The 16,624-nt window shown below is 73.2% G+C and carries 19 protein-coding genes and 2 pseudogenes; 13 read left to right on the top strand and 8 right to left on the bottom strand.

All coding sequences use genetic code 11. The features are described from left to right. The 3 genes from ACZ6ZR_RS31455 to ACZ6ZR_RS31465 all read left to right on the top strand — a co-directional run. On the top strand, positions 1 to 264 hold a 264-nt coding region (locus tag ACZ6ZR_RS31455), incomplete at its 5' end, for a LysM peptidoglycan-binding domain-containing protein (protein ID WP_465648162.1). A 372-nt stretch (positions 265 to 636) separates the two neighbouring features. Beyond that, positions 637 to 978, top strand: a complete 342-nt coding sequence (locus tag ACZ6ZR_RS31460; RefSeq protein ID WP_465648164.1) for a peptidase inhibitor family I36 protein — start codon at positions 637 to 639, stop codon at positions 976 to 978. A gap of 239 nt (positions 979 to 1,217) precedes the next feature. Continuing rightward, on the top strand, positions 1,218 to 2,078 hold the full coding sequence (locus ACZ6ZR_RS31465) for an SAM-dependent methyltransferase (protein WP_465648166.1): 861 nt from the start codon (positions 1,218 to 1,220) through the stop codon (positions 2,076 to 2,078). A 111-nt stretch (positions 2,079 to 2,189) separates the two neighbouring features. Here ACZ6ZR_RS31465 and ACZ6ZR_RS31470 read toward each other — a convergent pair whose 3' ends face one another. Then, the gene (locus ACZ6ZR_RS31470; protein ID WP_465646803.1) at positions 2,190 to 2,630 is read right to left on the bottom strand and encodes a hypothetical protein; all 441 of its coding nucleotides are present in this window, start codon (positions 2,628 to 2,630) and stop codon (positions 2,190 to 2,192) included. A 283-nt stretch (positions 2,631 to 2,913) separates the two neighbouring features. Between ACZ6ZR_RS31470 and ACZ6ZR_RS31475 the strand changes: the two genes are divergently transcribed. The 4 genes and pseudogenes from ACZ6ZR_RS31475 to ACZ6ZR_RS31490 all read left to right on the top strand — a co-directional run bounded on the left by ACZ6ZR_RS31475 (position 2,914) and on the right by ACZ6ZR_RS31490 (position 5,189). Beyond that, entirely contained in the window at positions 2,914 to 3,510 is a 597-nt protein-coding gene (locus ACZ6ZR_RS31475; protein ID WP_465648168.1) for a class I SAM-dependent methyltransferase, read from the top strand. Positions 3,511 to 3,596: 86 nt separating this feature from the next. Beyond that, positions 3,597 to 4,499, top strand: a pseudogene (locus ACZ6ZR_RS31480) (SpoIIE family protein phosphatase); the annotation flags it as partial. Continuing rightward, the gene (locus ACZ6ZR_RS31485; protein WP_465648170.1) at positions 4,499 to 4,789 is read left to right on the top strand and encodes an STAS domain-containing protein; all 291 of its coding nucleotides are present in this window, start codon (positions 4,499 to 4,501) and stop codon (positions 4,787 to 4,789) included. The pseudogene ACZ6ZR_RS31480 and the gene ACZ6ZR_RS31485, both read left to right, overlap by 1 nt. 118 nt (positions 4,790 to 4,907) lie before the next feature. After that, complete coding sequence (locus ACZ6ZR_RS31490) at positions 4,908 to 5,189, top strand: PRC-barrel domain containing protein (protein WP_465648172.1); 282 nt, start codon at positions 4,908 to 4,910, stop codon at positions 5,187 to 5,189. Between the two features lie 32 nt (positions 5,190 to 5,221). Here ACZ6ZR_RS31490 and ACZ6ZR_RS31495 read toward each other — a convergent pair. Together ACZ6ZR_RS31495 and ACZ6ZR_RS31500 are read right to left on the bottom strand one after the other, a co-directional pair. Next, positions 5,222 to 5,470 (bottom strand): annotated as a pseudogene (locus tag ACZ6ZR_RS31495) (alpha/beta fold hydrolase); the annotation flags it as partial. A 122-nt stretch (positions 5,471 to 5,592) separates the two neighbouring features. Next, positions 5,593 to 5,763, bottom strand: coding sequence for a hydrophobic protein (locus tag ACZ6ZR_RS31500; protein ID WP_402304300.1), 171 nt, complete (start codon positions 5,761 to 5,763; stop codon positions 5,593 to 5,595). 131 nt (positions 5,764 to 5,894) lie between these two features. Here ACZ6ZR_RS31500 and ACZ6ZR_RS31505 point away from each other — a divergent pair, with 131 nt between their 5' ends. From ACZ6ZR_RS31505 to ACZ6ZR_RS31520, 4 genes are all read left to right on the top strand, one after another. Then, entirely contained in the window at positions 5,895 to 6,068 is a 174-nt protein-coding gene (locus ACZ6ZR_RS31505) for a CsbD family protein (protein ID WP_465648173.1), read from the top strand. 272 nt (positions 6,069 to 6,340) lie between these two features. Further along, entirely contained in the window at positions 6,341 to 6,730 is a 390-nt protein-coding gene (locus ACZ6ZR_RS31510; protein WP_465648290.1) for an SsgA family sporulation/cell division regulator, read from the top strand. 875 nt (positions 6,731 to 7,605) lie between these two features. Next, positions 7,606 to 8,112: a hypothetical protein gene (locus ACZ6ZR_RS31515; RefSeq protein WP_465648175.1), complete on the top strand. Its 507-nt coding sequence runs from the start codon at positions 7,606 to 7,608 to the stop codon at positions 8,110 to 8,112. Position 8,113: 1 nt separating this feature from the next. Next, positions 8,114 to 10,840, top strand: coding sequence for a M48 family metallopeptidase (locus ACZ6ZR_RS31520; RefSeq protein WP_465648177.1), 2,727 nt, complete (start codon positions 8,114 to 8,116; stop codon positions 10,838 to 10,840). Between the two features lie 588 nt (positions 10,841 to 11,428). Here the strand turns inward: ACZ6ZR_RS31520 and ACZ6ZR_RS31525 are convergent. Continuing rightward, the gene (locus ACZ6ZR_RS31525) at positions 11,429 to 11,698 is read right to left on the bottom strand and encodes a hypothetical protein (RefSeq protein ID WP_465648179.1); all 270 of its coding nucleotides are present in this window, start codon (positions 11,696 to 11,698) and stop codon (positions 11,429 to 11,431) included. 103 nt (positions 11,699 to 11,801) lie between these two features. On the opposite strand from ACZ6ZR_RS31525, the gene ACZ6ZR_RS31530 reads away from it, so the two are divergent. After that, positions 11,802 to 12,305 carry a DinB family protein gene (locus ACZ6ZR_RS31530; RefSeq protein WP_465648181.1) on the top strand — a complete coding sequence of 168 codons (504 nt, stop codon included), beginning with the start codon at positions 11,802 to 11,804 and terminating at the stop codon, positions 12,303 to 12,305. Positions 12,306 to 12,802: 497 nt separating this feature from the next. After that, positions 12,803 to 13,123 (top strand): UBP-type zinc finger domain-containing protein, encoded by a 321-nt coding sequence (locus tag ACZ6ZR_RS31535; RefSeq protein WP_465648183.1) that lies wholly within the window; start codon positions 12,803 to 12,805, stop codon positions 13,121 to 13,123. 60 nt (positions 13,124 to 13,183) lie between these two features. Here ACZ6ZR_RS31535 and ACZ6ZR_RS31540 read toward each other — a convergent pair whose 3' ends face one another. The 4 genes from ACZ6ZR_RS31540 to ACZ6ZR_RS31555 all read right to left on the bottom strand — a co-directional run bounded on the left by ACZ6ZR_RS31540 (position 13,184) and on the right by ACZ6ZR_RS31555 (position 16,550). Beyond that, entirely contained in the window at positions 13,184 to 13,330 is a 147-nt protein-coding gene (locus tag ACZ6ZR_RS31540) for a hypothetical protein (protein ID WP_465648185.1), read from the bottom strand. A gap of 135 nt (positions 13,331 to 13,465) precedes the next feature. Next, positions 13,466 to 14,047 carry a TetR/AcrR family transcriptional regulator gene (locus ACZ6ZR_RS31545; protein WP_465648187.1) on the bottom strand — a complete coding sequence of 194 codons (582 nt, stop codon included), beginning with the start codon at positions 14,045 to 14,047 and terminating at the stop codon, positions 13,466 to 13,468. Between the two features lie 9 nt (positions 14,048 to 14,056). Further along, positions 14,057 to 14,947, bottom strand: coding sequence for an SDR family NAD(P)-dependent oxidoreductase (locus ACZ6ZR_RS31550; protein ID WP_465648189.1), 891 nt, complete (start codon positions 14,945 to 14,947; stop codon positions 14,057 to 14,059). A 151-nt stretch (positions 14,948 to 15,098) separates the two neighbouring features. Beyond that, the gene (locus ACZ6ZR_RS31555; protein WP_465648191.1) at positions 15,099 to 16,550 is read right to left on the bottom strand and encodes a cellulose binding domain-containing protein; all 1,452 of its coding nucleotides are present in this window, start codon (positions 16,548 to 16,550) and stop codon (positions 15,099 to 15,101) included. Between the last annotated feature and the right edge of the window lie 74 nt (positions 16,551 to 16,624).

A 16,624-nucleotide genomic window follows, 5' to 3' on the forward strand; every position in this document is an offset into this window, starting at 1 on the left:
AGCACCAAGGCCGCGCCGAAGAACGACACCACCGCGGCCTCGCGCGGCACCGAGCGCAAGCCCGTCGAGAAGAGCGCCCCGGCCGCCCCGGCCGCCCCGGTGCAGAAGAGCACCGGTGGCAGCTACACCGTCAAGAGCGGCGACACCCTCGGTGCCATCGCCGCCGCCCACGGCGTCAACCTCAACACCCTCTACACCACCAACGCCGCCGTCATCGGCGCCGACATCGACATGATCCTGCCCGGCCAGGTCCTCAGCGTCTGACCCCGCCGGAAGGCACCGGAAGCCCCCCTCCACCGACCTCGGCCGGTGGAGGGGGGCTTCGTCGTCTCCGTCCCCGGACGACGGACCAACGCCCCGCCGGGCAGGCGGTGGCAGGCGCTCAGCCGCCCAGGTGCGGGCTGTAGAGCGCCGACAGGAAACGCGTGGTCGGCCGGGGTGGAGACGCGGGCGGCCAGATCCCGGCGACGAGAGAGCAGGGCGCCTGGGTACCGAGGGCCGGGGACGGGCGCTCCGCCAGCTGGCGCATCGGCGTGCCCCGGACGGGCGACACAACAGCCCGGGGCCCACGGGGGCCAGCCGGGCAAGGACATCGTGAGAGCACACTCCCGCCCCCGACACCTAAGGACGCCCGTCATGCGCTTCCGTTCCTCTCTCACCGTCGGCCTGGGCGCGCTCACGCTCACCCTCAGCCTGCCGACGCCGGCAGGGGCCGCGACCGGCACCTTCGGCTACACCTACGAGAGCGGCGGCAAGACCCTCGAAGGCTTCCTGAAGGATCCGCAGGCCCGTGTGTGCATCAACCTGGATGAGGTCGCCGAGCCGGCCACGCCCGCGCACTCCCCCCGCAACCGCACCAACTCCATCGCGACGGTGTACACCGACGCCGACTGCGACGGCGAGTCCTTCCCCCTCAAGGCACGCGGCGGCAGCGGCGGCACGGACGTCAAGTTCCGCTCCGTCCTGTTCAACAAGTAGGCGTCAGCCGATCCAGCCCGGGGGCAGGCTGTGGCCTGTCGCCCCGGGCCTTGTCGCGTCCGGGCCTCACCCAGGGGTGGGTGGGCATCCGTGCAGGTCACCGGGCACGACAGCGCCTACCCCGGCGCGGGTTCCCGGCCACGGCGCCGACCCGGGCCCTGCGGCTCCGGACCGCCCCGTCGACAGTGCGAAGGCACGGACTAGGATGCCTTTCCTGACGACCCGTCAGGGGCGCTCGCGTGGACAAGGGGTGGATGATGCCGGAGAACATCGAGTGGATGGTGCGCGGGCTGGAGGACCCGGCGATCGAGCGGGTGGACCTGCGCACCGACATCCCGCACTCCGCGCGGATGTACGACTTCTGGCTCGGCGGCAAGACGAACTTCCCGCCCGACAGGGCGCTCGGCGAGGCCTTCGAGCAGGCCATCCCCAGCATCAAGACGATGGCCAGGGAGAACCGCAAGTTCCTCGGCCGCGCGGTGCGCCACCTCGCCGGCGAGGCGGGCATCCGGCAGTTCCTCGACGTCGGCACCGGCATCCCCACCGAGGGCAACACCCACGAGGTCGCCCAGGCCACGGCCCCGGACAGTCGCGTCGTCTACGTCGACAACGACCCGATCGTGCTGGCCCACGCCCGCGCGCTGATGGACAGCACCGGCTCCGGCCGCACCGCCTACATCCACGCCGACCTGCGGGACCCGGAGAAGATCCTCGCCGACCCGGCCCTGGCCAACACCCTGGACCTCGACCAGCCGGTGGGGCTGACGCTGGTGGCCGTGCTGATGCTGCTGGCCGATTCGGACGACCCCTGGGGCAAGGCCCGCGTGCTGATGGACGCCCTCGCCCCCGGCAGCTACGTCGCGATCACCCACCCCGGATCGGACTTCGACCCGGCTGCCATGGCCGCCGTCGTGAAGGCCGCGGCCAGGGGCGAGATGACGCTGGTGCCGCGCACCCGCGACCAGGTCGCGCGGTTCTTCGGCGACTGGGAGCTCCTCGACCCGGGCGTGGTCCCCGTCATGGGCTGGCGCCCCGAGGGCGGGGAGCCCACCGACCCCTCCGCCGCCTACTACTGGTCCGGCGTGGCCCGCAAGCCCTGAACCACCCGCACCGACGGCGGCCACGGGCAAAGCACCGCGCGCTCCTCGAGAACCCGCCGAGCCACGCCCAGCCGGGTACCGGCACCTGGCTGGGCCGGCCGGCCCGTCCGGTCAGCGGCGGCCGGTGCTCAACACGAGGAGGAACTGGCCGCCGCCCGGCTCGATCCCGACGCTCACCGGCAGCCCCGGCACCAACCGGGAGAACCGGTCGACCAGCCAGTCCGCCGCCTCCTGGGCGTCCCGCCTGGTCGGACAGCGGCCCACCATCTCCCGCCCGCCCTTGCGCTCCAGACGCCCCGCCACCGTGATCAACGGCGCGGGCTCGACCACGTAGAGGCGCTCCGGCCACGCGATGACCACCTTCACCGCACCCTTGCGGGTATTGCAGCCACGGTGCGCGAGCCGCTCCGCGACCTTCGCCTTCCGGTCCGCAGTACGACTGTCGACACTGGGCCCGCGGTCGTCGTTCACCGACATACCGGGATCGACCGGCTCGTCGCACACCCAGCACCGCCAGCCGTCGCGCTCGGCCACCTCATCAAGAAAACTCACCCCCGCAAACTAGCGTGCCGGGCCACCACCCCACACACCACCACCCCCACCGGCAGAACCCCCGACACACCTCACCAACCCCGGCCGGCCCCACCAACAAGGCGAAGCTCCCCCGCGTTCACCAGCCGAGGGTGGGCCCGGCTGCGCCGCGATCGTGGCCGGCCGCCCACGGGGGGTGCGGGACACCCCGGCCGGGCGGCCGTCTTCGGCCGGGGCGCGGGGCCGTTCGGGGGCAGGGTGGCGGGCCGCGCGGGGGCAGGGTGGCGGGGCGATACTGCGCCGTATGCGGGATTTCGTGCGTGAGCGGTACTACGAGCACCGGGCCCCGGTGTACGACGCGACCAGCCACCGGGGTGACCCGGTGGTGGACGCCGGACTCGACCGGGAGACGGCGGAGCTGGGCGGGCGCCTGGCCGCTCTGCGGCCGGGGCGGGTCCTGGAGGTCGGCTGCGGGACCGCGGTGTGGACCGGGTTCCTGCCGGGCCAGGTGGTCGCGCTGGACCAGAGCGCCGCGATGATCGCGCTGGCACGGGAGCGGCTCGGGGACCACGCCGCGCTGGTGCGGGCCCGGCTGCCCGGACTGCCGGTGGCCGACGGCGGGGTGGACACGGTGTTCGCCGCCAACCTCTACGGGCTGCTGCGCGAGCAGGAGCGGGCCGGGTTCCTGGCGGAGGCCCGCCGGGTCGGGCGCTCCCTGCTGGTGGTCGACCTGCGGGCGGACGGGCCGACGCCCACCGAGGGCCTGGAGGCGCGTGAGATCGACGGCGTCACCTACCGGATCTACCGCCGGCGCTTCGTCCCCGGCCAGCTGGCGGCCGAGCTCGGGGGCGAACTGCTCTACGACGGGCGGTACTTCACCGCCGTCCAGGCCACCTGGTAGGCCAACAGGTGCGAGGCCCCGGGACTGGACCCGTCCTCGGCCACCGCGAGCAGCGTCAACCGGCCGTCGTCGAGCTCGAGGTGCACGGCGGACTCGGCGCGGCCAGCGTCATGGGCCAGCTGCGCAGCGCCTGCCGCGCCCTGCTGCTGCAGGACGTCTCCCCCTCCCGCGAGCTCACCGCCATGGACCAGTTCGCCGCCAGCGTGCCCGGCGCGGCCTGCACCACCGTCTTCTGCGGTGTCCTGGACGCCGGGACCGGCCGTCTGACCTACTCCAGCGCCGGACATCCGCCGGGCATCCTGGCCCGGCCCGACGGCACCACCCTGCTCCTGGAGGACGGACGCTCCCTGCCGCCGGCCGTCCTCCCCGGCCGACCGCGTCCGGAGAGCACCTGCGTCATCCCGCCCCGCTCCACCCTTCTGCTGTACACCGACGGTCTCGTCGAGCGCCGCCGCCGCCCCATCACGGCCGGCATCGACCAGGCCGGCGAAGTACTCCAGGACGGACGCAACACGGCCGTCGACGACCTGGCCACCGACGTGATGGCCCGCCTGGCCCCCACCGCCGGCTACAACGACGACGTCGCCCTGATGCTGTACCGCCACCCGGCCCCGCTGGAGCTGTCCTTCCCCGCCCGTTCCTCCCACCTCGCCCCGGTCCGCAGCGCTCTACGGGGCTGGCTCGCCCAGTGCGATCTCCCGCGGACGACCGTGCAGAACATCCTCGTCGCCGCAGGCGAGGCGTGCGCCAACGCGATCGAGCACGGCCACCGCGACACCCCCGACGGCACCATCAGCCTGCGGGCCGAGGCCTTCGTCGACACCCTGCGCCTGACCGTCGCCGACACCGGACGCTGGAAGCCACCCCAGCCCGGGCGCAACACCGACCGAGGACGCGGAACGCGCCTGATGCGCGCCCTGATGCAGCACGTCACCATCAGCCCCGGACCGGCCGGAACCACCGTCGACATGCAGACGAGGATCACCTGATGACCACTCCCCTGAGCCTCACGCCCGGCCGGCGCGACGACGGCAGGGCCGTGCCGGCCGCGGCCGGTGAGATCGCCATGAGCAACACCGCCGCCCTGGCCGCCGCACTCGACGGGACCCCCGGTCCCCTGGTACTCGACCTCAGCGCCGTCGAGTACCTCGACAGCGCGGGCCTGAACGTGATCTTCCTCCACGCCGGCCGGCTCGAACTCATCGCCAATCCGGTCCTGGAGCCGATCCTGGCCATCTCCGGCCTGGCCGACATCACCGGTCCCGACAACGGCCCCTGAGCCCTCTCACCTGGGCAGGCCCCGGATTCACCCTCCCGGGTAGTCGTAGGAATGCGCGCCGGATGCCCGGGTAGCCGAGGCAGCGTCAGAGCGACGACGACGAACCCTGGAGGCAGTGGTGACCAGCGGACTTCGGAGCTACGAGAGCACCGAGAACGACACGGCGGGTACCGACCTGACGGGGTACAGGGTGGAGGCCACCGATGGTCACATCGGCAAGGTGGACAAGCACACCGACGTGGTCGACGCCGCGCACATCGTGGTCGACACCGGCCCGTGGATCTTCGGTCGCGAGGTCCTCCTCCCGGTCGGCGCCATCACCCGGGTCGGCACCGCCGAGGAGACCGTGTGGATCAACCGCACCATGGACGAGATCAGGAACTCCCCCGAGTTCGCCTGAGAGCCCGTCAGACGGCCCTGTGCCCGGCTTGCCGGGTCGTCGGCGGCACGGGGCCGGTCCGACGTCCCGGCCAAGCCGGCCAAGCCGGCCGGGGCGGCGGTGGGGATCGTGTGGTGGGTCATCCCCTCCATGACCTCGATCTCCGCATGCGGCACCGGTCGGCGGGCCCGGGCGGCCAGGCGGGTCACCCGCCGAGGCGCGTGGAGGGCGAAGTGGGTGGCGAGCCAGGCGCCGTAGGAGTGGCCGACGATCGCGGTGGCGGGCAGATCGAGGCCGTCCAGGACGCTGCCGACACCTGAGCGTCGTAGGCGGTGCGGTAGCGCTCGGACACGGAAGCCTCCTGGTCGACTTCGGTGGTCCTACCCGTTGCGGGCCGACGGTCAGCCGCAGCCGACCGCCGCTGTTACCAGCGGTACCAGCGGCCGCGGCTGCCGGACGCGCCGGTGCCCCGGGCGACGAAACCCACCAGCCAGACCACCAGCACGATGATCGCGACCCACCAGAGGATCTTCACCGCGAATCCGAGGCCGAACAGCAGAAGGGCGAGCAGCAGGACCAGAAGAAGGGGAACCATCATGACCTCCACAGTCAGTGTCGGAGGACCGGCTGCCCTGGTCGGTGGCGATTATTCATAGGAATCTTCCGGCGGTCGGCGGGCAGGCGCTCCCGTGCAGGACAGTCCGCGAACTACCGGAGGAGAGTGCGATGAGCGCGAGCGACAAGGCCGAGAACACCGCTGACAAGATCAAGGGCAAGGCCAAGGAGACCGTCGGCAAGGCGGTCGGCAACGAGCGCCTCGAAGCCGAGGGCAAGGCCGACCAGGTCAAGGGCGACCTCAAGCAGGCCGGCGAACACGTCAAGGACGCCTTCAAGGGCTGAATTCCGCGGAAGTCGGAGGCACGGGGTCCGGATGCCCGGGTAGCCGACGGACCGTCAGAGCGACACCGAGATGCCCACGGACAGGACGGCGACGGCCCCACCGGCGGGTGGGCCCGCCGCCGTCCTGTGCGCGGCCCCGCGAACCGCCTCACCGGTCGGCGGGGTCCGGCCGGCGGGACTGTTCACCCGGCCGTAGGAGCATGACCCCGGCGATCACGGGAACACGCAGCTCACACCGCCGATCGGGCCGCCAGCTCACGGGAGTGCCCACCATGTCGCACGAATCGGTCGTCCACCCGATCACCGGACTGTTGATCGTGCCGCTGGCACCGGTTCGCTTCACGGCGCAGATCGAGTACCACAGCAGTGACCCCTTCGCCGTCCGCATGCTCTTCGGCCCCGCAGCTCGCCGCCAGCACACCCTCGACAACACCCCGGTGGCCTGGACGTTCGCCCGCCAACTCCTCAGCGACGGGCTGTCCCTCCCGCAGGCCACGGAGACGTCAGGGTGCGCCCGCACGGGACGGCACGCACCGCCGTCGAACTCCGCGATCACAACGGCTACGCCCGGCCCGGCGGGCGCGCCCTATCCCGTGATGGTCGACCCCCGGGCAGCTGGCAGGCCTCGGCACTCTCGTGGTGCGGGTCGTCCTCACGGTTGAATGCCGCCAGGTGGACGGGGGCGTCAGCGACCGGGACGGCGGGCCGGGAGCGGGTCCGGCCCGGCTTGGCCGGCTTCTGGCACTCCAGTGCAGGAGCGCACGCACGGAGGTGTCCGGAGGACTGAACACTGCACCGGTCAAGCGGCGAACCTCCGGGACGGTGAGGTCGACCGGCTCTCCGCTGCGGGCGGGACGGTTCGGGTCCGCAGGCCTGGTCGGCCGCGCGTCGTCGACGGCGACGGCCAGGAACGCGAGGGCGAGCATCGCCAGGGTGACGTGCCGGTGCCAGGCGGTGAGTGCGGTCAGGGTGGTCTCGTCGGGGTTTCTCCCTCGATCGGGTGGAGGCGGCAGCGGCCGAGGATCTCGGAGCCGATGTCGTTCTCGAAGAATCAGCGGGTGGTCGTCTCACGTTCTCGGGCGGCACCCATCACCGGGACGAAACCCCAGGGACGGATGGAACCCGTACACCACTTCCCTGGACGCAACCCCACTGGATTCGCTCGTCCACCGTGACGACATCCCAGCTCGCGTACTCCGCGCTTCACTCCTGCCGGTTACCCCGGAGGTCCTGGGCCAGCCGGCCTTCCCAGCCCGGGGACCGTACGACAGGACAGCGACAGCCCGTACCGACAGACATGTCGCCGCGCCGGGCAAGGCCCTTGGCAATCGATGCGATGGCCTGCTCGGGGACGGGGCGAGCCCTTCTTCAGCGGTGGCCGCGGGGCGGGAGGTCGGCGTGCCGGCGCCGACGCCTTTCCTCGAAAGTCCGGTGAATTCCTTGTGAACCAAGTACATTGACGGCCAGTCACTTCAGGTCGGCCGAGGGGGATGCGGCACCGTCCGGCGGCCGGCCACTGCGAGCTGTGGAGCCACACGTGGGGGGTACGTTGCGGCAGTCGGAGGACGAGCGGGTCGTGGCGGCGCTGGGCCGCGCCGGGGTGCAGGGTCTCGCCCCCGGAGAGATGCCGTTGTTCACCCAGTTGAGCGAGGCGTACTTCGCCCGCGGGGTCAGGCTCGACCGCTCCGACCGGGATGCGCTGCTGGGGTTCGGCCTCGACGCCGCGGTGGTGTTGCTGACACCGGTGGTGCTGGAGGCTTGCCGTCAGCTGTGGGGCGCGCTGAGCGCGAGGGCGGCGGAGCGGGCGGTCGACGGAGCCGGAGGTCTGCTGAGCCGGATCCGGCTGCGCCTCGGCAGGGTCGGCGCGCCACAGGACGGCGCTGCCCGGGTGGAGTTCACCGCCGAGGAGCTCGCCCTGCTGCGCACCGAGGTCACCAGGTGCGCAGCCGACCTGGCCCTGACGGAGGCTCAGCAGCGCCTGCTGGCGGACGCGATCGTCGGAGCACTGGCCGTGCCCTCCCCCGCCCTGCCCGCCGGGGAGTGACGTGGGATCGGCCGGCGCCCGGTCGAGCGGACGGGCCGTCACCTCGGTCCTGTTCACGCTGCTCTCGATCGAGGTGGCGCTGTCGACCCTGATCGTTGCCCGGGGAGCCTTCGCGATCTCCCCCGGTGGCCGGAACTGGATCGGCCTGTGGAACCGGTGCCTGACCGCCCATCCGCTCGGCGGGGTGCCGACCGGCATCACCGACCTGCCGTCCTTCTCCGACTGGATCTCGTACACGAGCGGGCAGCTCGCCGCAGTCGAAGCGTGCGCGGCCCCCGCTCAGCACGACCAACTGCGCTGGCTCGTCGGCGGTCTGGTCCTCGTCCTGGTCGTCGCGGCGCTCCTGTACGCGGCGCACCCGCCGGTTCTCGCCCGCCGCTACCGCCTGCGTGGTTTCGACCCCTCGGACGCCGCTCTGCTGCTGACCGAGCTGGAGCGGCTGCGCCGGACGGCCGGCGCCGGACGCGTGCGATTCCTCAGCCGCCCCTTCGATCCGGTGCCGTCGGCCTTCGTGGCCGGGCTGCCGGGTCGGCGCACGGTCGTCCTCAGCGCCGGGCTCGTGGTGCGTCACCACACCGACCCGGCCGCGTTCCGGGCCACCGTCCTGCACGAGCTCGCGCACCTGCGCAACCGGGATGTCGACCAGACGTACGCGGCTCTGGCGCTCACGGGGGCGTTCGCCCTGGTCGTGGGCGGGGCCGCACTCTGGTTCGCCACCAGCCCGGGCGGGGCACCGCCCGGGCTGGTGGCGGGGTTCGTCCTGCGGGTGGTCGGTCTGCTGATGGTGAGCGTGGTGCTGCTGGCGGCGCTGGTCCGCTCCCGGGAGTTCCAGGCCGACGCCCGGGTCGGTTCCGGAACTGCGGAAGGGGACGCGCTGGCAAGAATCCTCTCGGGCATGCCGACCCCGTCACGCCGAGCACGGCCCCGGCTGCACCCGGCTCCCGGCGCACGGCTGGCGGCCCTCAACGGCTCCGCGCCGTTGTTCGGGCAGAACTTCCGAGGGGGTCTGGGTATCGGCCTGGTCGCCATGGTCGGGCTGACCGGGCTGAGCCGGGCGGCATGGCTGCTGGTGTCGGACCCGGCCCAGGCCGCCTGGACCGCTGCGGCCATCGCCGTACCGGTGGCGGCGGCCGTGGTGGGTGGGCAGTGGCGTCCGGGCCCGCAGGCCCGAGCCGGGAGGGAACGGACCGGGAGGGACCGGGTCTGGCCGTTCGCCCTGGGGCTCTCGGCCGGTCTGGCGCTCGGTCCGCTGCTCTCCCTGGAGACGGCGTTCGGTCGGATCGACGCGCTGGGCCTGCTGGTCTGGGCCGTCGCCTGGGTGCCGCTCGTCGTCGCGCTCGCCACTCCGGTGACCTGCTGGGTGGTCCGAGGCGCGGCCACTGCGGCCCGGGCCATCGGTGCGAGCCCGGCCGGGTCCGGAAGGGCCTCGCGGGCCATCCTGCTGACGGTGGTGCTCGTGCTCGCAACGGTCGCCTACACGATCGTGCTGCGCCTGGTCGACCAGGCGTTCCTGACGCTCGCTCCGCTGTCCGGGCAGGGCCCGGGCACCGCACTGTCCGAACTGGCGCAGCCGTTCGCGCTGCCCGGGCTGGCATACGCCTCCGCTGCCGTGCCCGCGGTGCTCGGCTGTGCCGTGGTGTCGGCCGCCGTGGTCGCGGGCATCGCGATCAGGCAGCGACTGCGGAACCGGCCGCCCTGGGCGGGCGAGTCGATGGCGGCGATCAGGGCGGGTTCGCGAGCGGGGCTGATCGCGGGTGCGGCCGTGGCGGTGCTGATCCTGCTCTCCGCCTGGCAGGCGCACCAACTGCCGTTGCTGGAGCGGTGGAGCCACGAGTTCGTCATCCGCTTCCAGGTCTGGCTGATCCTGGCCGCCGATGTGATCGCACTGCTGGCCGGCCTGGTCGCGGCCGGCCGGGAGCCGCGTACGGGGCTGCTGCGCGGGGCGACGACAGCCCTCGTGTGCGCCGCCGTAGGGGCGTTCGCGATGGTCGCGCAGCCACTCCTCGGCCACTGCGTGGACGCCTTCGCGCTGCGCCCGTCCAGCCGGGGGTGCCTCTCCGCGCCCGCCGGGGACGGCGTCGTTCTGATGGTCCAGCTGCTCCCCGGGGTGACCGGCGTGCTGTGCGTACTGCTGTTGCCGCCCTGGCTCGGCCTGCGGAGTTGGGTGGCGGGGCGGCTTTCGCCACGTCTGCGGGTGCGGCGGTGGGCGGTCGGCGGGCGCGGGTTCGCCCTGGCGGCGGTGCTGCCGCTGCTCGCCGGCCTGTACCTGGCCGGGCACCTGGTGACCCGGCAGAGCCGCGCCGCGCCGACTCTGGCCGGGGCGTCGGTCGGGGACCGTGGCTGGGTCGGGGCGGGCGACTACCGGTTCCTCCTGGCCCCCGGCTGGTTCGATGTCAGCTCCCAACCGGACGGCACCGGAGCGCAGCTGCGGATCCGCCCGGAGGATTTCGTGCTGCGCGCCCAGGTCACGATCACCCGGACCACCGAGTTCCCGATCGACTCCGCCAAGGCGACCCTCCTCGCACAGGGCGGCCACGAGACCCTCGTCGGCGGACACCGGGCCCTCGTCCTCGAAGGCCAACCACCAGGGGAGGACCGCTCACGCTTCGTCCTGGTGGAGGACGGCGGCGAACAGCTGCTCATCCACCTGTCGGCCCAGCCGCAGACCTGGTCGGACCGGGTGCGGGAGCTGGACACCATGCTGGCCGGCTGGCGGTGGACGGGGTGAGTGCAGGACTGCGGTGAACACGTCGCACCAGAGGGCGCGAGGCCCCGCACGCGCCGCAGGTCGGCCGTACCCGACCCGCCGCCGCCAACCGCCCCACCCACCGTCAGCAAACGGGAGGGAGCGGGCCAGGGACAGGACAGGGTCGTCCGAGTTTCCAGGCGCCTTGGAGGGCAGCCCGACCGCGGGGGTGACGGCCGCGCATCCCGGTGGTGCCGGGCAGGCCTGGGGCGCGGTGGGAGCCGTCGCCGGTGTCGCGGCGGGTCGTCCACGGCCTCGCGTGGGTGGCCGGTACGGGTGCGCAGTTCGGCCCGGACGGTCAGGGCGAGCCAGCGGGCCTCGCGGTGGCCGGTGCGTTCGGCCAGCGCCAGCCCGGCGTCGAGGTGGTGCGACGCCTCCGGGAGGCGGCCGAGTTCGCCGTGGGCGAGGCCGAGCAGGGCCAGCGTCAGGGCCTCGCCGAGATGGTGCTGCGCGCGCGTAAGCGGGAGCGGCCCGAGGGCGGGTCGTGCTGTCCGCTGCGTCGGTATGACGACGAGCCCGCGCTGATGTACGTGCTCACCCACCCGAAGTTCGGTGCGAACAAGGTCGGTGTCACCAGCACCCTGCCGCCGCACAGGAGCTGTCGCGGGGGTGGGACCGGTAGAGGTACGTCGAGAAGTCCGGCTCCGCCGTGGTGAGGGTGCTGTCGAGGTCGGCCTGGGCGGGGTACGCCGGGTCGCGGTCCATGAAGGCCCAGACCATGCCGGGCAGGCCTGCCCTCGCACCGATCCGGCGGATGATCCACGGCAGGTGGTTCCTGGACCGGACACGGTCCCCGACGCCCACGCGGTGCCCGTCGTTGGTCACCAGGCCGTTGCCCATCGCATCCCCCTGACTGCCGGTCCTCGTAGGGAAGATGGCTACCCGTCAGCCTCGTTCGCACACGTGACTGACCGGACGGCCGGGACTCTGCGATCATCACCGGATGAGTGAAGACCACCGCACGCACCCGCCCATGACGGCCGACGACCGCACGTCGCTGGTCGCCTTCCTCGACCACCAGCGCGCCACCCTCGCCATGAAGTGCCGTGGCCTCGACGAGGAGCAGCTGAAGCGGAGGGCGGTGCCGACCTCGGAGCTGTCGCTGCTCGGCCTGGTGCGCCATCTGACGGAAGTGGAGCGGGGTTGGTTCCGGATGGTGCTGAACGGCGAGGACCTCAAGCCGCTGTGGCCGGCCGGCGACGACGGGCGGGGCGAGTTCCAGGTGGACGACGCCGACCCGGGCGAGGCGTTCACCCTCTGGCACGCGGAGTGCGACGCCTCCCGGGCCGTCGTGGAGACGATCGCGTCGATCGACGAGGCCGTCGAGTTCCGCGGCGACGGCATCTCACCGCGCTACGTCCTCACCCACATGATCGAGGAGTACGCGCGCCACAACGGCCACGCCGACCTCCTGCGCGAAGCGATCGACGGGGAGACCGGCGAGTGACTGGCTAATGACCGGCCGCCCGCGGCTCCCCCCGTCGGCGGGCGGCCGCCGCTCACGGTCAGCCCCCGGACAGCCGGCCTCCGGCGAGGAGCCAGCGGTGCGGTGCGGCGGCGGCGAGTGCCACCACCAGGGCCCCGAAAGCGGGCCCGGTCGAGGCCGACGCCGTCCCCGACCTCCCAGTGGCGGCCCACCACGCCCGGGGTCACCACAGCGCGCTCGTGGAGGATCTGCTGGTCCCACCAGAGCAGGCCCAGCACGCCGGAGACCAGGCCGCCTACGGGTTCCCACCGCTCAACCGGTCCGCCTGGACCAGCGCCCACGCGCCGCCCAGGACCGATCTCCCGCGAGCGCGCCGAGGACCAGCACGCAGCGGATCACCGCCCCGAGCGTCCCACCGCCCCGAAGACCCCCAGCCATGGCACCAACAGTGACCATCGCGCCACGGGCGGTCAAGCCCCACGGCATGCCGACGGGGGCGGAGAGGTAGCGTGGGCGGCATGGGTGACGAGCGGTGGTGGCGTGTCGCGGTGGACCCCGGCCTGGTCGTCCAGCGGACCTGCGCCCATCTGGACGACCTGCGAGAGGTCGCGGTGGACACCGTCCCCGCCTGCGAGGACTGCCTCCGGAACGGCACCACCTGGGTCCACCTGCGCGCCTGTCTGCACTGCGGACACGTCGGCTGCTGCGACAGCTCCCCCGGCCGGCACGCCCACCGGCACGCCCACCTCCACCACGGGCACCACGTCGCCCGCTCCGTCGAGCCCGGCGAGACCTGGGCCTGGTGCTACACCGACGAGGTCTTCCTGCACCCCGCCTGACGGGTGCGCCCGGCTCCCCCGGCGGACCGGACGTCGGGCGTACCCACCGCTGATGTGCCGTCAGCGCTCGGTGTCCTTGGCCGAATCCGCTTCGACCGCGTCGACCCCCTCGGTCTCGGCCCGGTCCGGCGCGGCGGCGGGCGCGGCGGCGGCCTGCTTCTGCGCCGTGGAGATGTGCGGCTTCTCGGGGTATCCCTGGCTCGGCATGCGTCTCTCTCCTGTGGTGGTGTCCATGGGGCGCCGTGTCGGCGGCCCGGTCCGCGGGCGCTCGGCGCTGCCCGAAGGGGTGTTCCCGGTCTGACGGCGTGTCACCCCACCACCGCGGCACCGAAAGGGCGCGGGTCAGTCTGCCTGCGGAGCGGAGCGGAGGCCGGCCAGGAGCGTGTCCAGGTACCGGTGGGCGGTGGCCGCCCGGTCGGCGGGGTCGCCCGGCCCGTGGACGTCCACCGCGTGGGCGACCCCGCACATCAGGGGCACCAGGTCGGCGGCCGCGAGGTCGGGCCGGACGGCGCCGGCGGTACGGGCGCGGTCGAGGAGCGCGGCGCCGGCCGTACCGAGGGTGGCCTTGAGCTCGGTGGTGCGCGGCAGGGCGTCGGCGGGCGCGGCCACGACCGGCGGCAGCGAGGCGTCGCCCACCTGGGCCTCGACGGTGTGGTGCAGGAAGTCTGCCAGGGCGGTCCACGGGTCGGGTTCGCCGAGGGCCCGCTCGGCGTGGGCGGCCAGTGCATGGAGGCTGGGTGCGGCCACCGTCTCCAACAGTGCCTCGGGCGTGGGGAAGTGCCGGTAGACGGTGGCCACGCCGAGCCCGGCGCGCCGCGCGATGTCGTTCAGCTGTAGCGCGGTGCCCTGGTCGACCAGGGTGCGGGCGACGGAGACGATCCGGTCCCAGTTGCGGGCGGCGTCCTTGCGCAGGGGCGTGGTCATCCGGACATGCTAATCGGATGACTCATCCGCCCGTCCCGGAGCCGGTGCGTACCGCTGGCCCAACCGCCGTACGGCTGCCGCGATCCGGGGGTCGGCGGCGGCGCGCGGCGGTGCCTGCGGCCGCGCGTCGGGGCCGAGGAGCACGCCCGTCCGCCCGTCGAGGGCCGGGTCGGTGGCGGCGGTGATCGACGGGCGGGCGGCCACGGCGGCCGGGCCCGAGGTCGAGCGCTCGAACCGGCGGCGTACCAGCGGCCAGAGCAGCCGCAGCGCGGGCGAGACGATCGCCGGGTCGTTCAGGGTGTCGTCGGTCATCCGCGTCGCGGCGCCGCCCGGGTCGGCGGCGAACACCGAGACGCCCGTGCCGTCCAGGCGCCGGGCCAGGTCGAGGGTGTGGGCGAGGTGCGCCAGCTTGGCGCGGCCGTACCAGTGGAAGCCGTAGTAGCCGCCGGGCGGTTCGGCCGCGTCGAACCGCCGCTTGGCGAGGCCGACCGCGCCCGAGGTGACGTTCACGATCCGGCTCGGCGCGGCGGCCGTCAGGGCCGGCAGCAGGAGTTCGGTCAGCAGGTACGGCGAGAGGTGGTTGACCACGAAGGTGGCCTCGACGCCGTCCAGTTCCGTCCGTCGCGGGAACATCGCGCCGACGTTGTTGACCAGCACCGTCAGCGGCTCCTCTGCGAGGCGGGCGGCGAGCGTACGGACCTCCCCGAGCGAGCCGAGGTCGGCCCGCACGAACCGGGCCGGACCCGACCGGCCCACCGCGTCGATCCGCTCCACCGCCCGCGCACCACGCTCCGTGTCCCGCCCGACCACCGTCACCGAGAACCCCGCGGCGGCCAGGCCCAGAGCCGTCTCCAACCCGATCCCCCCGGTCCCCGCCGTCACCACGGCCGTCTTGCGCATGCACCCTCCCCAGAATCGGATATGTCATCCACTTCCACCGATCCTAGCAGAAGCGGATGACCAATCCGCTTGGCGGAGCCCGGCGGGGCCGCCCGGCCACGGGTGCGGCCGGGCGTCCCCGCCGGGTGGGAGGGGTCGGGGAGCCGGGAGGTCAGCTACCGGGGACGGTGTCGGTGAAGGTGGTGCCGGCGGAGCGGTAGCCGGCGACCTTCGAGGAGACCTGGGCCGGGGTCAGCACCTGGTCCTTGACGAAGTACACGTAGTCGACCTGCTCGTTGTAGGAGCGCGGGGTGGACGAGGTCTGCCCGTTGAGGTCGATCAGCCAGTGGTTGAAGTCGATCCACTGCGGCGTCTCGGGCAGGTAGGGCTCGCCGTGGGTGGCGACGACCTGGCCGTCGATCCAGTAGGTGATGGCGGAGTTGTCGACGGTCAGCAGCAGGTCGTGCCAGCCGTCGTAGGACTGCCGCTGCTCGCCGTGGGCGTTGACGGCGTTCCACGGGTCCGGGTTGTAGGTCTCCCAGGAGGTCTCGTACATGATGTTGCCCTGCTCGCCCCAGCCGCCGTTGGGCAGGTACTCGAAGTCCTGCTCGCCGTAGTTGGGGTCCATCGGGGCGTTGAGCGGGGTGAAGGTGAAGAAGGTCTGGTTGACGTGGTCGCCGTCGGGGCCGCCGGTCGGGTTGTCGTTGAACTTGACCCGGGCCGCGTAGGTGCCGTTCTTGAACTTGCGCGCGGTGGTCTGGATCTCGGTCTCGCGGGTGCCGGCGGCGGTGCCGTCGGTGGTCAGCTTGAGGTTCATCACGGCTGCGGCGCCGGTGCCGGCGAAGGTGACGTCCTGCGGCGACCAGGTGGCACCGGGGACGCCGGGGCCGCCCTGGCCGGACTTGACGGTCCAGCCGTGCTGCTGGATCGCGGCGTCCGAGCTGCTGCCGTACGCGAAGTCGTCGAACAGCGCGGGGGCCTTGGGGTCGACCGGCGGGGTGGAGGTCGAGCCGGACGGGGACGGGGAGGGCGACGGGGTGGGGTCGTTGCCCGCCGGCGCGGTGCCCCAGATCAGTGCGCCGTTCTTCTGGACGGTGACCTTGCTCCAGTTGGCGTACGAGGTCTGGCTGGAGCTGAAGGAGTAGTCGTCCGCCTGGGTCAGGGTCTGCCAGTCGGAGCGGTAGAAGCGCAGCTGCATGTCGCCGGTGGACTGGCCGGGGGCGAGCGAGCCGGCGCCGGAGGTGAAGCCGATCTCCAGGTAGCGGTCGGCGGTGGCGGTGGGGCTGGCCAGGGTGCCGAAGGTGCCGGTGATGTTGCCGCAGCCCTTGACCGCCCAGGAGCAGGCGAAGCGGTAACTCACCGACGGGCCGTCGGACTTGAAGTAGTAGCGCAGCGTGGTGCCGCTGAGCGGGACGGTGGTGGTGCCGGTGTTGGTGAGCTGCAGCCAGGGCTCGGACTGGTCGGCGGTGGCTCCGCTCGCGCTGGTGCGGTACTGGGCGGTGAGCGCGTCGGCGGCCGCGGCCGCCGATCCGGCGAGGACGAGGCCGGAGCCGACCAGTGCGGCGGCGGTGGCGGCGGCCAGCGCGGTGCGGGCGCCGGCGGGTATGCGCAGTCGTGCGGACACGGGATCCCTTTCCGTGGGGGTGCGTGGGGGGGGTGCGGGGGGTGCGGGACGTACTGCGGTGCAGGTGGTGCGGG

It is taken from the genome of Kitasatospora sp. NPDC088742 (assembly GCF_055584905.1).

What these genes read in the sequence shown, in the direction of transcription:
- ACZ6ZR_RS31545 (WP_465648187.1), bottom strand. Translation starts at nt 14,047, where the DNA reads ATGACCACGCCCCTGCGCAAGGACGCCGCCCGCAACTGGGACCGGATC.
- ACZ6ZR_RS31525 (WP_465648179.1), bottom strand. Translation starts at nt 11,698, where the DNA reads ATGGGCAACGGCCTGGTGACCAACGACGGGCACCGCGTGGGCGTCGGG.
- ACZ6ZR_RS31510 (WP_465648290.1), top strand. Translation starts at nt 6,341, where the DNA reads ATGTCGCACGAATCGGTCGTCCACCCGATCACCGGACTGTTGATCGTG.
- ACZ6ZR_RS31460 (WP_465648164.1), top strand. Translation starts at nt 637, where the DNA reads ATGCGCTTCCGTTCCTCTCTCACCGTCGGCCTGGGCGCGCTCACGCTC.
- ACZ6ZR_RS31530 (WP_465648181.1), top strand. Translation starts at nt 11,802, where the DNA reads ATGAGTGAAGACCACCGCACGCACCCGCCCATGACGGCCGACGACCGC.
- ACZ6ZR_RS31500 (WP_402304300.1), bottom strand. Translation starts at nt 5,763, where the DNA reads ATGGTTCCCCTTCTTCTGGTCCTGCTGCTCGCCCTTCTGCTGTTCGGC.
- ACZ6ZR_RS31485 (WP_465648170.1), top strand. Translation starts at nt 4,499, where the DNA reads ATGACCACTCCCCTGAGCCTCACGCCCGGCCGGCGCGACGACGGCAGG.
- ACZ6ZR_RS31505 (WP_465648173.1), top strand. Translation starts at nt 5,895, where the DNA reads ATGAGCGCGAGCGACAAGGCCGAGAACACCGCTGACAAGATCAAGGGC.
- ACZ6ZR_RS31550 (WP_465648189.1), bottom strand. Translation starts at nt 14,947, where the DNA reads ATGCGCAAGACGGCCGTGGTGACGGCGGGGACCGGGGGGATCGGGTTG.
- ACZ6ZR_RS31540 (WP_465648185.1), bottom strand. Translation starts at nt 13,330, where the DNA reads ATGCCGAGCCAGGGATACCCCGAGAAGCCGCACATCTCCACGGCGCAG.
- ACZ6ZR_RS31475 (WP_465648168.1), top strand. Translation starts at nt 2,914, where the DNA reads ATGCGGGATTTCGTGCGTGAGCGGTACTACGAGCACCGGGCCCCGGTG.
- ACZ6ZR_RS31535 (WP_465648183.1), top strand. Translation starts at nt 12,803, where the DNA reads ATGGGTGACGAGCGGTGGTGGCGTGTCGCGGTGGACCCCGGCCTGGTC.